17 protein-coding genes are annotated in these 13,899 nt (G+C 71.7%); 8 read left to right on the top strand and 9 right to left on the bottom strand.

Features of this window, described 5'->3' with window-relative positions:
* Positions 1–262 precede the first annotated feature (262 nt).
* From ACIRO3_RS08810 to lnt, 5 genes are all read left to right on the top strand, one after another.
* Positions 263–991 (top strand): TVP38/TMEM64 family protein, encoded by a 729-nt coding sequence (locus ACIRO3_RS08810; protein WP_404134002.1) that lies wholly within the window; start codon positions 263–265, stop codon positions 989–991.
* A 48-nt stretch (positions 992–1,039) separates the two neighbouring features.
* Positions 1,040–1,918, top strand: coding sequence for an undecaprenyl-diphosphate phosphatase (locus ACIRO3_RS08815; RefSeq protein WP_361787267.1), 879 nt, complete (start codon positions 1,040–1,042; stop codon positions 1,916–1,918).
* 138 nt (positions 1,919–2,056) lie between these two features.
* Positions 2,057–2,233 carry a hypothetical protein gene (locus ACIRO3_RS08820; RefSeq protein ID WP_361786540.1) on the top strand — a complete coding sequence of 59 codons (177 nt, stop codon included), beginning with the start codon at positions 2,057–2,059 and terminating at the stop codon, positions 2,231–2,233.
* Between the two features lie 69 nt (positions 2,234–2,302).
* Positions 2,303–2,770, top strand: coding sequence for a nuclear transport factor 2 family protein (locus ACIRO3_RS08825; RefSeq protein WP_404134005.1), 468 nt, complete (start codon positions 2,303–2,305; stop codon positions 2,768–2,770).
* 54 nt (positions 2,771–2,824) lie between these two features.
* Positions 2,825–4,369: an apolipoprotein N-acyltransferase gene (lnt, locus tag ACIRO3_RS08830; RefSeq protein WP_404134008.1), complete on the top strand. Its 1,545-nt coding sequence runs from the start codon at positions 2,825–2,827 to the stop codon at positions 4,367–4,369.
* Here the strand turns inward: lnt and ACIRO3_RS08835 are convergent.
* On the bottom strand, positions 4,314–5,219 hold the full coding sequence (locus ACIRO3_RS08835) for a Gfo/Idh/MocA family oxidoreductase (RefSeq protein ID WP_361786531.1): 906 nt from the start codon (positions 5,217–5,219) through the stop codon (positions 4,314–4,316). The genes lnt and ACIRO3_RS08835 overlap by 56 nt on opposite strands.
* An 84-nt stretch (positions 5,220–5,303) precedes the next feature.
* On the opposite strand from ACIRO3_RS08835, the gene ACIRO3_RS08840 reads away from it, so the two are divergent.
* Positions 5,304–5,825, top strand: a complete 522-nt coding sequence (locus tag ACIRO3_RS08840; protein ID WP_404134010.1) for a DinB family protein — start codon at positions 5,304–5,306, stop codon at positions 5,823–5,825.
* A 132-nt stretch (positions 5,826–5,957) separates the two neighbouring features.
* Positions 5,958–6,518 (top strand): hypothetical protein, encoded by a 561-nt coding sequence (locus ACIRO3_RS08845; RefSeq protein WP_404134012.1) that lies wholly within the window; start codon positions 5,958–5,960, stop codon positions 6,516–6,518.
* A gap of 38 nt (positions 6,519–6,556) precedes the next feature.
* Here ACIRO3_RS08845 and ACIRO3_RS08850 read toward each other — a convergent pair whose 3' ends face one another.
* The 8 genes from ACIRO3_RS08850 to ACIRO3_RS08885 all read right to left on the bottom strand — a co-directional run bounded on the left by ACIRO3_RS08850 (position 6,557) and on the right by ACIRO3_RS08885 (position 13,346).
* Positions 6,557–7,105 (bottom strand): hypothetical protein, encoded by a 549-nt coding sequence (locus ACIRO3_RS08850; protein ID WP_404134015.1) that lies wholly within the window; start codon positions 7,103–7,105, stop codon positions 6,557–6,559.
* Positions 7,106–7,202: 97 nt separating this feature from the next.
* Positions 7,203–7,871: a uracil-DNA glycosylase gene (locus ACIRO3_RS08855; protein WP_361786548.1), complete on the bottom strand. Its 669-nt coding sequence runs from the start codon at positions 7,869–7,871 to the stop codon at positions 7,203–7,205.
* Between the two features lie 120 nt (positions 7,872–7,991).
* Positions 7,992–9,575: an ABC transporter substrate-binding protein gene (locus tag ACIRO3_RS08860; protein ID WP_404134018.1), complete on the bottom strand. Its 1,584-nt coding sequence runs from the start codon at positions 9,573–9,575 to the stop codon at positions 7,992–7,994.
* 152 nt (positions 9,576–9,727) lie between these two features.
* On the bottom strand, positions 9,728–10,489 hold the full coding sequence (locus ACIRO3_RS08865) for an SDR family oxidoreductase (protein WP_404134021.1): 762 nt from the start codon (positions 10,487–10,489) through the stop codon (positions 9,728–9,730).
* A 34-nt stretch (positions 10,490–10,523) separates the two neighbouring features.
* Positions 10,524–11,285, bottom strand: coding sequence for a 3-oxoacyl-ACP reductase FabG (gene fabG, locus ACIRO3_RS08870; protein WP_361786514.1), 762 nt, complete (start codon positions 11,283–11,285; stop codon positions 10,524–10,526).
* Between the two features lie 175 nt (positions 11,286–11,460).
* A complete protein-coding gene (locus tag ACIRO3_RS08875) occupies positions 11,461–11,844 on the bottom strand; it encodes a DUF3037 domain-containing protein (RefSeq protein ID WP_361786512.1) in 384 nt (127 codons plus the stop codon).
* Positions 11,841–12,713, bottom strand: a complete 873-nt coding sequence (locus ACIRO3_RS08880) for a HipA family kinase (protein ID WP_404134024.1) — start codon at positions 12,711–12,713, stop codon at positions 11,841–11,843. Before ACIRO3_RS08880 ends, ACIRO3_RS08875 begins: the two co-directional genes overlap by 4 nt.
* 9 nt (positions 12,714–12,722) lie before the next feature.
* Complete coding sequence (locus ACIRO3_RS08885) at positions 12,723–13,346, bottom strand: cysteine hydrolase (protein WP_404134027.1); 624 nt, start codon at positions 13,344–13,346, stop codon at positions 12,723–12,725.
* A gap of 91 nt (positions 13,347–13,437) precedes the next feature.
* On the opposite strand from ACIRO3_RS08885, the gene ACIRO3_RS08890 reads away from it, so the two are divergent.
* Positions 13,438–13,896, top strand: a complete 459-nt coding sequence (locus tag ACIRO3_RS08890; protein WP_361786545.1) for a pyridoxamine 5'-phosphate oxidase family protein — start codon at positions 13,438–13,440, stop codon at positions 13,894–13,896.
* Positions 13,897–13,899: the final 3 nt, after the last annotated feature.

The following is a 13,899-nucleotide window of genomic DNA, read 5'->3' on the forward strand; positions in this document are numbered from 1 at the left end:
GGCAGGATTCGCAGTGTCCTTGGTCACTGCCCGGGGCGGTGCGCGGCGTCGGGGCGCGCGGATCCTCGCGGACGGGCGCGGCGTCCCTCGCGCGGGCGCGGCGCCGGACCGGCCTGCTCGGCGTCCACGACGGAGCCCGCCGGGCGAAGCGAACCGCCCTGCGGAGAGACGGCCGCGAGGAACGTTCGGAGGCCGCCGGCCGTTCGACCGCATGAGGTCCGGATTACGGCACGACGCCGCATGTGTCGGTTAGTCTCCCGGGATGTCCCTCCTCCTCGCGCCGTGGACCCGGTTGTTCGTGCTCGTCCTGCTGCTGGTGACGGCGGGCGTGTGCGTGCTGCTGTACGAGCCCCAGCGCCTGCTCTCGCAGGGGTGGCCCCCGGCGCTCCCGGTGGGCGTGGCGGTGGCGCTGTTCGCGGGGGTGTACGGGCTGTGCACGGCGGCGTTCGTGCCCCGTCCGCTGCTGAACCTCGCCGCGGGGGCGGTCTTCGGAACCGCGTTCGGCCTGGTGGCGGCGGTCGCCGGCACGGTGCTCGGCGCCGGCGTCGCCTTCGCTCTGGGGCGGGTGATGGGGCAGGGGGCTTTGCGTCCGCTGTTGCGCGGCCGCTGGTTGCGGGCGGCCGACGGCCAGTTGAGCCGGCACGGCTTCCGTTCCATGTTGGCGATCCGGATCTTCCCCGGGGTGCCCTTCGCGGCGGCCAACTACTGCGCGGCGGTTTCCCGTTGCGGCTGGCTGCCGTTCCTTGCGGCGACGGCGCTCGGCACGGTGCCGAACACCGCCGCGTACGTGATCGCGGGGGCCAGCGCCTCGTCCCCGGGTTCGCCCGCGTTCCTCGCGTCGTTCGGCTTCATCGCGGTCTCCGCGGTCGTCGCGGCGGCCGTCGCCTGGCGCAAGCGACACCGCCTCGTACCCCCCGTCGCGCACGGCCCGGCGTACGAGCCGGCGCCCCACCACCCCCCTGTGGTCAGCGGCGCCCCCCACGGGCCCTAGCATCGGACCCGAACTGCCCGACGATCACAAGGACGAGCGCACCCCGACATGAGCTGGTTCGAATCCCTAATCCTCGGTCTCGTCCAGGGGCTTACGGAGTTCCTCCCGATCTCCTCCAGTGCCCACCTCAGGCTGACCGCGGCTTTCGCCGGCTGGCACGACCCGGGGGCGGCCTTCACCGCCATCACCCAGATCGGCACCGAGGCCGCCGTCCTGATCTACTTCCGCAAGGACATCGCGCGGATCATCTCCACCTGGTTCCGTTCCCTCTACACCAAGGCCCTGCGCTCCGAACAGGACGCGAAGATGGGCTGGCTGGTGATCGTCGGATCGATCCCGATCGGTGTCCTCGGCCTCGTGTTCAAGGACGCGATCGTGGGTCCCGCCCGCGACCTGCGGCTGACCGCCACCACCCTGATCGTGATGGGCATCGTGCTCGGCTACGCCGACTGGTTGGCCTCGCGCGACGAGCAGGGCGGCAAGCACCGGGTGGTCAAGGAGCGCAAGACCCTCCAGGAGCTGGGCGTCAAGGACGGCCTGATCTTCGGCATCTGCCAGGCGATGGCGCTGATCCCCGGCGTCTCGCGGTCCGGGGCGACGATCTCCGGCGGTCTGCTCCTCGGCTTCACCCGCGAGGCGGCGGCCCGCTACTCCTTCCTCCTCGCCATCCCGGCCGTGCTGGCCTCCGGGGCCTTCGAGATCAAGGACGTCGTCGAGACCCCGGGGCACATCTCCTGGGGGCCGACGATCTTCGCGACCGTCATCGCCTTCTTCGTGGGCTACGTCGTGATCGCCTGGTTCATGAAGTTCATCTCCACCAAGAGCTTCATGCCGTTCGTGATCTACCGGATCGCCCTGGGCATCCTGCTGTTCGCGCTGATCGGCGCGGACGTGCTGAGCCCGCACGCCGGCGAGTCCGGCTCTTAGCGCTCTGACCGTGCCGGCGGCTCTCACGGAGCACGCTCACCGCTTCGCGTGAACCGGAGGCCGCTCGGGAACGTTCCCGAGCGGCCTCCGCGTCGTTGTGCCTGAAGAGACCTGAAGGCAAGAAGCAGGGGGTGTCCCATGGGTCGTGTGGTGTTGGAGCGTTTTCCGGCCGGAAGTCCGAGGGGAAGCTGGCCCGCCGAGGAGTACGCGGCGCAGCGGATGCGCGAGGGCGTGCCCGCCGAGGTGGTGATGGACCTGGACAGTGACGCGTTCCTGGTCGTCGTCCGACCGCGGGAGGCGCATTCCGGTCATTGATCGTGTTCGCCGGGGCCCGGTCCGCGCACGCCCCTTGGCCTCACGGGCGTGCGCCCCCAGACTGTCCCGATGACGCAGCGTGTGGACCTCGCGACGGTAATGGACCGGCTGGCCATCGACGAGGTGGTGTCGGGGTACGCGGTGGCCGTCGATGACGGGGACTGGGGCGCCTACCGCGCCCTCTTCACGCCGACCGGGCGGGCCGACTACAGCTCGGCCGGCGGGATCGAGGGGCCCGCCGGCGAGGTGGCCGACTGGCTCGCGCAGACCATGCGGCTCTTCCCGGTGCGCCAGCACCTGATCGTGAACCGGCTGATCCGGCTGGAGGACCTGGGCGGTTCCCCCGGTGACGCGGCCGAGGTGCGGGCGGACTTCCTCAACCCGATGCGGCTGGCCGGGGAGGAGTTCGACGGGACGGTCACCTCCCCCAATTTCGTCGCCGCCGGGCGGTACGCGTTCGCTCTGGCCCGGACCCCGGAGGGCTGGCGGCTCAGCTCGGTCACCGTGCACGAGAAGTGGCGGCACATGTCCGCGTAGCCCTGGCCGGGCTGATCCGGTCCGGCCGTTCCACACTGGAAGCGGAGGCGCGTCATGATCCCGAGGTCGAAGCGGTGGTGGCGGGCGGCGGCGGCCGTCGCCGCCGGAGCGCTGCCCGCCCTCACCTTCCCCTCGCCCGGGCTGTGGTGGTTCGCCTACCTCGCCCTCGTGCCCTGGATGCTGCTGCTGAGGTCCGCCCCCACCGGGCGGCGCGCGGCGCTGGAGGGGTGGCTCGGCGGCGCCGGGTTCATCTTCGCGGTCCACCACTGGCTGCTGCCGAGCATGCACGTGTTCCTGGTCGCGGTGGCGGCGCTGCTGGGGCTGCTGTGGATCCCCTGGGCGCTCCTGGTGCGGGAGTTGCTCGGCGGGGTCCCGGCCGCGGGTCGTGCGACGGCCGCGCTGGTCCTCGTACCGGCGGGGTGGCTGCTGTCGGAGTTGGTCCGCTCCTGGCAGGGGTTGGGCGGGCCATGGGGGCTGCTCGGGGCCGGCCAGTGGCAGGTGGCGCCGGCGCTGCGCCTGGCCTCCGTGGGCGGGGTGTGGCTGGTGAGCCTGCTGGTGGTGGCGGTGAACTGCGCGCTGGTCCTCTTGCTCGCGGCGCCGGCGGCTCGGGTCCCGGCGGTGGCCGGGGTGGCCGGTTGTGCGGTGCTCACGGGGCTCGTGTGGCTGTGGGTACCGCGCCCGGAGGTGACCGGCGGCCTGCGGGTGGCCGTGGTCCAGCCGGGGGTGGTCGCGGACGGGCCGGACAGCGCCGAGCGCCGGTTCGACGTCGGGGAGCGCCTGACGCGGACCCTGGTGGGGCAACGCCCCGACCTGGTGGTGTGGGGCGAGAGCAGCGTCGGCGCGGACCTGGAGGCCCGCCCCGACCTGGAGCGCCGGTTGACGGCCCTGTCCGCCGAGGTGGGGGCTCCCCTGCTGGTCAACGTGGACGCGCGGCGGGGCGACGGCGCCGGCATCCGCAAGAGTTCCGTACTGATCGACCCCCAGGGCCCGACCGGCGACCGGTACGACAAGATGCGGCTGGTTCCCTTCGGCGAGTACGTGCCCGCCCGTGCGCTGTTCGGCTGGGCCACCTCGGTCGGCAAGGCGGCGGGCGAGGACCGGGTACGGGGCGACACCCCCGTGCTCATGCCGCTGCCCGGCCGTCCCGGGGTCCTGCTCGGTCCGCTGGTGTGCTTCGAGTCCGCGTTCCCCGACATGAGCCGGCGCCTGGCCCGTGACGGGGCCGGCCTGCTCGTCGCCCAGTCCGCGACCTCCAGCTTCCAGGACAGCTGGGCCCCGGCCCAGCACGCCTCGCTGGCCGCCCTGCGCGCCGCGGAGACCGGCCGCCCGATGGTGCACGCCACCCTCACCGGCGTCAGCGTGGTGCGGGGCCCGTCGGGTGAGCGGGTCGGCCCGGCCCTCGCCACGTCGGCGAGCACCGCCCACGTGTACGAGGCACCCCTGGCCGCCGGCTCGACCCTCTACGTCCGCTTCGGGGACTGGCCGGTGGGTGCGGCCCTCGCCGCCCTGGCGGCGTTCTGCGCGGCCCGGTGGAGGCCTTCGCTCAGGAGGCCTGCTCCAGGGCCGAGCGCACCACCCGTTCGCACAGCTCGTGGGTGAGCAGGGCGTCCCGGGCGCTCAGTGTGGCGCCGGCCTCGACGGCTTCCAGGAAGGCGTCCACGACCTGTTCGATGCCCCGCTGGCGGGCGACCGGTACCCAGTCCCCGCGCCTGCGCACGGTCGGCTGGCCCTTGTGGTCGATGATCTCGGCGAGGTTGACGACCTGCCGCTTGGTGTCCTGTCCGGACACCTCCAGGGTCTCCTCGGTCGACCCGGACAGCCGGTTCATGATGCCGAGGGCGGTGAATCCGTCGCCGGACATCTGGAGCACCACCTGGTGCATGAGGCCCTCGCGCACCACGGCCCGGACGTCGATGTGGTCGGCCTCCCCGGGCAGCAGGAAGCGCAGGGTGTCGACGACGTGGATGAAGTCGTCCAGGACCAGCGTCCTCGGGTCCTCGGGCAGCCCGACCCTGTTCTTCTGCATGACGATCAACTCGCGCGGGTGGTCGACGCACTGCGCGTACCCGGGCGCGTGGCGCCGGTTGAACCCGACGGCGAGGGCGACCCCGCGCTCCTCGGCGAGTTCCACCAGCCGCCGCGAGTCCTCCAACTCGTAGGCCAGCGGCTTGTCCACGTACGTGGGCACGCCCGCCTCCAGCAGTCGCGCCACGATCTCCGGGTGGGCCTCGGTCGGCGCGTGCACGAAGGCCGCGTCGAGTCCCGCGGAGAGCAGCGCGTCGAGCGTGGTGTGCCGGCGCTCGGCCGGGACGTGGTGGACCGCGCCGATCCGCTCCAGCGTGGAGGGGGTGCGGGTCTGCAGGTGCAGCTCCACTCCCGGACGGGCGGTGAGGACGGGCAGGTACGCCTTACGGGCGATGTCGCCGAGTCCGATGACGCCAACCTTCACCGGGAGCCTCCAGGTTCGTTCCTTGTGGGACGCTCGCAGCTTAATCCCTGGTGACAGGGGCTGTGGTCGCTGAGGATGGGGCTCATGACCAACTCCGGATCCCACCGCCCCGAGCCCTCCACCACCGCCGACGAGCGGGACATGCTGGACGGCTGGCTCGACTACCACCGCTCGACACTGGCCTGGAAGTGCGAGGGGCTCGGGGACGAGCAGTTGCGTCGCAACGCGCTCGCGCCGTCCGAACTCAGCCTGTTGGGCCTCGTGCGGCACATGGCGGAGGTGGAACGGTACTGGTTCCGCGAGATCATGGTCGGCGAGGAACTCCCCGACCTGTACTCGACGCCCGACGACGTGGACGGCGACTTCCGGTTCACCGCCGAGGACACCTGGAGCGAGTCCGAGCGGGTGTGGCAGACCGAGATCGAGCTGGCCCGGCAGGCCGTGCAGGGCCGTTCCCTGGACCTGGTCTCGCGACCGGAGAGCCACCGCCGCGGCGAGGTGTTCAGCCTGCGCTGGGTGTACACCCACATGATCGAGGAGTACGCCCGCCACAACGGTCACGCGGACCTGCTGCGCGAGCACATAGACGGCGTCACGGGCGAGTAGCGGGCCCGATGCCGGCCGGGTCGCGCACCGGCCGTCAACCGGCGGCGCAGCGGCGGCCGGCCGTCACCCGTGCGGGGGCAATATCGTCCCAGGGTTTTCGCAACGGGGTCCTCGCACAGCAGAGTTGCGCGCGTGCATCCAACCCGAACCACGACAAGACTGCTGCTCGGAGTGGCCTGTGCCGTCTCGGCTGTCTCCGGCTGCGTGAACGTGACCCCCGCTCCGGCGCAGCCCGCGGCGGTGCCCACCGCGGGGTTGCCGCCGCTGCACGAGCCGCGCGGCGGACCGGGGGCCCTTCCGGTGGTCGTCCAGGCGCCCGCTCTGGAGGCGCTGCGGGCGGTCCCGCCGGAGCCCGCGCGTCCGGCGGCCCCGGCGGATTCGGCGGCTGCGGCGGACGCCCGCCGGGGCGAGCCGCCGGCCACGCCGCGTTCGCCCTCGGAGCCGGGGCGGGCGGCGCCGCCGGTCCCGGACATCCCGGAGCCGCGCCGGCGGGGCGAGCGCCCCCCGGGGCAACCCGAAGGCCGCCCCGGGGACCGTCCGCACCGCCCCCGGCCCGACGCGAAGGTGCCGCGTGAGCTGGTGCGGGAGTTGCCGGTGCGCCCCGCGGACGTGTGCGCCATGGGCCGTCGCCACGGACGCTGGCATCCCGACAGCCCGGAAGCCCGGATCTGCGCGGGCGTCCAGGGCGGCTGAGGGTTCCTCCGCACGCCCTCCCCGCCCCGCCCCGGGGGCTACGGCGACTGCTCCGGGAAGGGTCGGGGCCTGTGGCCCGGCTCCGTCGCGAGCCGCAGCTCCAGCCGGGCGATGGCGGCCCGGACCCGGTCGCCGTACCCGTCGTCGGCGAGTGCGCCGGTGGCCGCCCGGGCCCGGGCGAGGTGGGCCCGGGCCGCCTCGGGCCGACGCAGTTTCACGTAGTCGGCGGCCAGGTTGAGGTGCAGCGACGGATAGAACACCCGGACCGCCGGATGCGGGTCGCGGGCCCCGCGCGGGGTCCGCGCGCCCGGTGGGCCCGCGGGCGGGCCCTCGGCGGTGGTCGGCCCGTCGGCGGCGGTCAGTGCCCGCAGGTCCCAGGCCAGTTCGTCGGCGGGGTCGTCCTGCGCGTCAGCCATGTAGTGCGCGAGGGTGCACCGGTGGAGCGCGGGAGCCGCCTCGCCGATCTCGGACCAGATCTCCCCCAGCCGATTGCGGGCCTCCTCGCGGTCCCCGGCGTGCAGCAGGATGACGGCCTGGCCGATCCTGGTCATGACGGCGTCCTCCGACGCCTCCTGCTGCTCCGTCAACGCGGCCTCCGGCTGGCTCTGCCAGACCTGCTCTCCGGTCTGATCGTCACGACGCTAACCGCAGGCGCCGCCTCTGGCGCCCAGGCGGGGTGTGGCGTCAGCCGAGGTCCGGGATACGCCAGTCGATCGGCTCATGCCCCTGGGCGGCGACGGCTTCGTTGATCTGCGTGAAGGGGCGGGATCCGAAGAACTTCTTCGCCGACAGCGGCGAGGGGTGGGCGCCCTTGACGATCACGTGCCGGTCCTCGTCGATCAGCGGGATCTTCTTCTGGGCGTACGCGCCCCAGAGCACGAAGACCACCGGGTCGGGGCGCGCGGACACGGCCCGGATCACCGCGTCGGTGAACTTCTCCCAGCCCTTGCCCTTGTGCGAGTTGGGCTCGGCCTCGCGGACGGTGAGCACCGCGTTGAGCAGCAGGACGCCCTGCTCGGCCCACGGCATCAGGTACCCGTTGTCCGGGACGGGGAGGCCGAGCTCCTCCTTCATCTCCTTGTAGATGTTGCGCAGCGAGGGTGGGGTCTTGACCCCGGGTCGCACGGAGAAGCACAGGCCGTGGCCCTGGCCGGCGCCGTGGTAGGGGTCCTGGCCGAGGACCAGGACCTTCACCTTGTCGAACGGTGTGGCCTCCAGGGCCGCGAAGACCTGGTCGCGGGGCGGGTAGACCGGCCCGTTCGCCCGCTCCTTCTCGACGAACTCGGTGAGCTCTTTGAAGTAGGGCTGGTCCAGCTCCCCGCCGACAGCGGGGAGCCAGGACTCGGGCAGCATCTGGGTCACGTCTACAACCTCCGGTACAGGATCGTGCAACTGCGTCGTGCAACTGCCCAGAACCTACCCGGAGCCACTGACAACGCGTCGTCCGCCTGCCCGCCCGCGGCCGGCCGCCCGCTACCAGCTGGTCTTGCGGTACAGCTCCCACATCTGCATGGCGGTCTGCGGGTCCAGGGCCCGCTCGGCACCGGCGATGTCCTCGCGTGCGCCGACGTACAGCTTGCCCTGCCACAGCGGCAGCAGCCGGACGTCCTGGGCGAAGATCTGCTGGGCCTCCTCGAACTCCTTGACGCCGGCGGCCCGGTCGCTCTCGCGGCGGGACTTGGGCAGCAGCTCGTTCAGGATGGGCGCGGGCTCGTAGGGGGTGCCGACCGCGTTCTGCTTGCCGACGAACGGGGCGATGAAGTTGTCCGGGTCCGGGAAGTCGGGGAACCAACCTCGGCCGAAGACCGGGTAGTCGCCCTTCTTGTAGCCGGCCTGGAAGGCCTTCCAGGGCTGACCGCGCAGGTTGATCTTGAAGAGATCGCTCTCCTCCAGCTGCCGCTTGATCTCGGTGAACTCCTCGGCCGTGGAGGGGCCGTACCGGTCGGTCGTGTACCAGAAGGTCAGCTCGACCTTCTGGGTGATCCCGGCCTCGCGGAGGATCTTCTTCGCCTTCTCGACGTCCGAGTGGCCGTACAGGTCGTAGAACGGCGTCCGGTGGGCGACGGTGCCCTTGGGGACCATCGAGTACAGCGGCTCGGCCGTGCCCTGGTAGACCTTGGCCACGAGCGCGCCGCGGTCGATGACCTGGGCGATGGCCTGGCGCACCGGCAACTTGGCGACCTGCGGGTCCTTGGGGTTGAAGACGAGGTAGCGGATCTCGGCTCCGACGTTCTCGACGACCTGGATGCCGGCCTCGTGGGACGCGGGCGTCTGCAGGTCCTTGACCTCCGCGGCCGACAGGCCTCGGTAGGTGGCGTCGACCTCCTTGGACTTGAGGGCCGCGACCATCTTCTTGGAGTCCGCGAAGTAGCGGATGGTCACCGCGTCGTTGCGCCGGTTGGCGAAGCCCGAGTAGCTCGCGTTGCGGCTGAGGACGGCTTCGCTGCCCTCGGTGTAGGAGTCGAGGACGTAGGGGCCGGAGCCGATCGTCTTGCCCTCCTCGCGGACCTTGTCCGCCGGGTACTCCTTCGGCGGGACGAGCGAGGCGGCGGGCGAGCCGAGGACGTACGGGAAGGTCGCGTCCGGGGTGTTCAGGTGGAAGACCACCGTGGCCGCGTCCGGGGTCTCGATCTTGTCCAGGCTGCCGAAGAGGTCCTTCGGGCCGACCTGGGAGTTGATCGTCCGGATCCGGTCGAGGGAGTGCTTGACGGCCTTGGAGTCGAGCGGTTCCCCGTTGGAGAACTTCAGGCCCTTCTTCAGGGTGCAGCGGTAGGACTCGTTGCGGGAGTCGGTGAACTCGCAGGCCTGGGCGGCGTCCGGCTGGGGCTTGGTGGAGCCCGTGGGGAACGCCAGGAGCGTCTGGTAGATGTTCCGGTACAGCTCCCAGGAGCCGTCCCATGCCGCGGCGGGGTCGAGGGTGCTCGGCTGGCTCATCGTACCGACGACGATCCGCTTCTTGTCGTCGCCGCTGTCGTCGGAAAGCAGACCGCATCCGGCGAGCAGGGATATGGACGCAAGGGCCGCAGTGATCTGCAGGCATCTGGTCCGGTTGAACACGTGCACGCTCCTCGATCAGCCAGGGGTGCGGCAGACCCTACCGCAGTGCATCACAAATCCAATGGGCAGGTTTCGTGAGGCACTTGACCGATTACGTGCGTATTCGGTACGCATTTGCCTCCTCTTGGGAGGCAAATGCGTCCGGTTATCGGTCAGTGCACCCCGGCATTGAGGAACATTCCCCCGTCGACGACCAGGGTTTGTCCCGTGATCCATTCCGCTTGTGCAGATGTAAGAAAGGCCGCGGCTCCCCCGATGTCCTCCGGGACCCCGAGTCGACCGAGCGGATAGGCCGCCGCGGCCTCCTGCTCCCGACCCTCGTAGAGCGCCTGCGCGAACCTCGTCTTCACCACCGCGGGGGCGATGGCGTTGACCCGCACGCCCGGCGCCATCTCGTGCGCGAGCTGGAGGGTGAGGTTGACCATCGCGGCCTTGCTCATTCCGTACGCGCCGATGAAGGGCGAGGCGGAGACGCCGGCGATGGAGGCGATGTTCACGATCGCCCCGCCGTTGTCCTTCTGCCAGGCGTGCCAGGTGCGCTGCGCGAAACCGAGCGCCGAGATCACGTTCGTCTCGAAGACCTTGCGCGCGACACCGAGGTCCAGGTCGGCGATCGGCCCGAAGACCGGGTTGGTGCCGGCGTTGTTGATCAGGAAGTCGACCCGGCCGAAGGCCTCCATCGTCCGCTCCACGGCGACGGCCTGGTGGGCCTCGTCGTGCGCCTTCCCGGCGACGCCGAGCACCCGGTCCGCCCCGAGCCGCTCGACGGCCTCCTTGAGGGTGTCCTCGTTGCGCCCGGTGATGCACACCCGGTCGCCCCGGGCGACCAGGGCCTCCGCGATGCCGTAGCCGATGCCCCGGCTCGCCCCGGTGATCAGTGCGACCCTGCCGCTGTCGTTGCCGCTGTACGTCATGCCGTACGCCCTGCCTCTCGTTCGTCGCCGCGCGTCAGTTGAGCGGGCCGCCGGCCACGTACAGGACCTGCCCGGAGACGAAGCCCGCCGCGTCGCCAGTGAAGAAGGCGATGGCGTTGGCGATGTCGTCCGGGTTGCCGACGCGCTGCACCGGGATCTGGGTGGCGGCGGCGGCCTGGAAGTCCTCGAAGCCCATGCCGACCCGGGCGGCCGTCTGGGCCGTCATCTCGGTGGCGATGAAACCGGGGGCGACGGCGTTGGCGGTCACGCCGAACTTCCCGAGCTCGATCGCGAGGGTCTTGGTGAAGCCCTGCAGACCGGCCTTGGCGGCGGAGTAGTTGGCCTGACCGCGGTTGCCGAGGGCGGAGCTGCTGGAGAGGTTCACGACGCGGCCGAACTTGGCCTCCACCATGTGCTTCTGGCAGGCCCGCGCCATCAGGAACGCGCCCCGCAGGTGCACGTTCATGACCGTGTCCCAGTCGGTGTCGCTCATCTTGAAGAGCAGGTTGTCGCGGAGCACGCCCGCGTTGTTGACCAGGATGGTCGGGGCGCCCAGCGTGCTCGCCACGCGCTCGACGGCCGCCTCCACCTGCGCGCTGTCGGAGACGTCGCAGCCGATGGCGACGGCCTTCCCGCCGGCCGCCGTGATCGCCTCGACCGTGTCCTTGCAGGCCGCCTCGTCCAGGTCGAGTACGGCGACCGCCCGGCCCTCGGCTGCCAGGCGTACGGCGGTGGCCGCGCCGATGCCCCGGGCCGCCCCGGTGACGATCGCGACGCGCTGCTCGGTGGTGGACATGCTGGATCTCCTCGCGCTTGGAATCCTCGGTGCGCCGATGCGGCCCCTCGTGGGTGAGCAACCGCTTAGTAGCTTCGGCTGGACAGACGCTAGGAGCCCTGGCACCCGGTGTCAACGGCGCCGGCCCGCAGGGCTCCCCGGGTCGTGCGCCGATCCTCGGAGGGGTCCGCCGCGCTCAGCGCACCAGCAGGTCCAGCAGCCGTTCCACCTCGGCCTGCGGGTCGGCCGTCAGCCCCGTGTGCACCGGGCCCGGCTGTACCACGGTGCTGCGCGGCGCGATCAGCCAGCGGAACCGGCGGCCGGGCTCGTCGCCCGCCGCCTGACCGGCCGACTCGCCGCCCGCACACAGGCCCTCGACGCCGAGCAGGGCGGCCCGTACACCGGTCACGTCCGCCCCGGGGTCGAGGGCGAGCAGCTTGCCCTCGTCGAGGTGGGTGCGCGCGGCGACGTAGGAGTGCGCCCGGCAGTAGACGATCACGCCGGCGTTGAAACACTCGCCGCGCTCCATCCGGGGCACCACACGTACCAGCGCGTACTCGAACACGTCCCGCTTGATCACTCGCTGTCGCTCTTCTTCTCGTCGGGCTCGGTCTTGTCGTCGGGCTCGGTCTTGGCGCGCGGCGGCGCGAGGCGTTCGGCCAACCAGCCGGGCGGACCCGACCTCGGCCGCACCTCGGCCTCCATCGTGATCCTCTCGTGGATGCCCGCCGCCCGCGGCAGCAGCGCGTCCACATAGGCGCGTCGCACGGCGTCCGTCGAGTCGAAACCGGGCTCGTCGACCAGCCACTCGTCCGGGACGTCCGCGGTGACCTCGGTGAGCAGTTCCCTCGTCACCAGGGGCGCGAGCTGTGCGGCGGCGGCCGCGATGTCCGGTCCGACGGGTGCCAGGACGTGGTCGCAGGCGTTGTAGGGCTTGGCGGCGGCGGCCCGGGCGGTCGGCCAGTTGTGGTGCCAGATCATGGTGGCGCCGTGGTCGATGAGCCACAGGTCTCCGTGCCAGACCAGGAGGTTCGGGTTGCGCCAGGACCGGTCGACGTTGTTGATCAGGGCGTCGAACCAGACCACGCGTCCGGCCTCGACGGGATCCACCTGGTAGGCGAGCGGGTCGAAGCCGATCGAACCGGGCAGGTAGTCCATCCCGAGGTTCAACCCACCGCTGGCCTTGAGCAGCTCCTGGACCTCCTGGTCGGGCTCGCCGAGCCCGATGACGGGGTCGAGCTGCATCTGCACCAGCCGCGGGACCCGCAGGCCCAGCCGTTGGGCCAGGCGGCCGCAGACGACCTCGGCGACCAGGGTCTTGCGCCCCTGGCCGGCTCCGGTGAACTTCATGACGTAGGTACCGAGGTCGTCGGCCTCGACTATTCCCGGGAGCGAGCCGCCCTCACGCAGGGGCGTGACGTAACGGGTCGCGATCACTTCGGACAGCATCCGACCAGGTTACGGGGGGCAGTGGGGCCGGGCCCACCCGTCGAGCAACTCCCGCGTGCTGGTGATGGTGGCGACCAGCGCCAGCGCGTTGCGGATCACCTCGGCGGTGTAGGCGGCGGGCACGCCGGTGATCGCGTCGGCCGGGACCACCACCCGGTAGCCGAGGTTCACGGCGTCGAAGACGGTGTTGGGGATCGCGATGTTCGAGGAGACCCCGGTGACGACGAGGGTGCGGACGCCGAGGTTGCGCAGCAGGGCGTCCAGGTCGGTGCCGGCCATCGGGGAGAGCCCGTGCAGCCGGCGCACGACCAGGTCCCGCTCGGCCACCACGATGGGGGCGGCGACCTCGACCGCGCGGCTCCCGCTGAGCTGGCGCACGGGAAGCCTGCCGGCGGCGCGGAACAGCCGTGCGTTGGCGTTGGCGCCGAGCCCGTCCGCCCGTCGCTCCGCGACGGCGTGCAGGACCTGTACGCCCGCCTCCCGGGCGGCCTCGACCAGCGCGGCCACCCGGTCCAGCATCCCCGAGTCGCGGGCCTCCTTGGCCAGCTCGGGCAGGGCGCTCTCCTCGCCCACGACGCCGTTCTGGCATTCGACGGTGAGCAGCGCGGTGGTGGCGGGATCGAGTTCCGGCATGGCTCCCCCTGGCGTGACGACCGAAGAGCCCGCATGATTCCTGACACGCAGTCAGATGTGAAGGGGCGCGGGACGGATGGACGAGACACGCGTGGACCGGACGCAGCGGCGGGGCCGCCGCATCATGATGACCGACGAGGAGGTGGACGCCTTCCTGCGCGAGCAGCGCACCTGCCGGGTGGCCACGGTCTCCCCGGACGGACGCCCCCACGTCGGGGCCCTGTGGTTCGCGTGGGACGGGAGTTCCCTGTGGCTGTACTCGATCACGCGCAGCCGCCGTTGGTCCGACCTGCGCCGGGATCCCCGGATCTCGGTGGTCGTGGACGCGGGTGAGGCGTACGACGAACTGCGCGGGGTCGAGCTGTCCGGCAGCGCGGTCTTCGTGGGCGAGGCCCCCCGCACGGGAGAGCCGTGTCCGGAGCTGGCGGAGGCGGAACGCGTCTTCCCGGTGAAGAACTTCGGGATCGAGGAGATGCCGCACGACGGGCGCCACGCCTGGATCCGGCTCACGCCGGAGTCGATCGTCTCGTGGGACTTCCGCAAGCTGTAGCCG

The sequence above is a fragment of the Streptomyces sp. NPDC102278 genome, from assembly GCF_044766345.1.
In the GTDB taxonomy this organism is placed as follows: Bacteria; Actinomycetota; Actinomycetes; order Streptomycetales; family Streptomycetaceae; genus Streptomyces.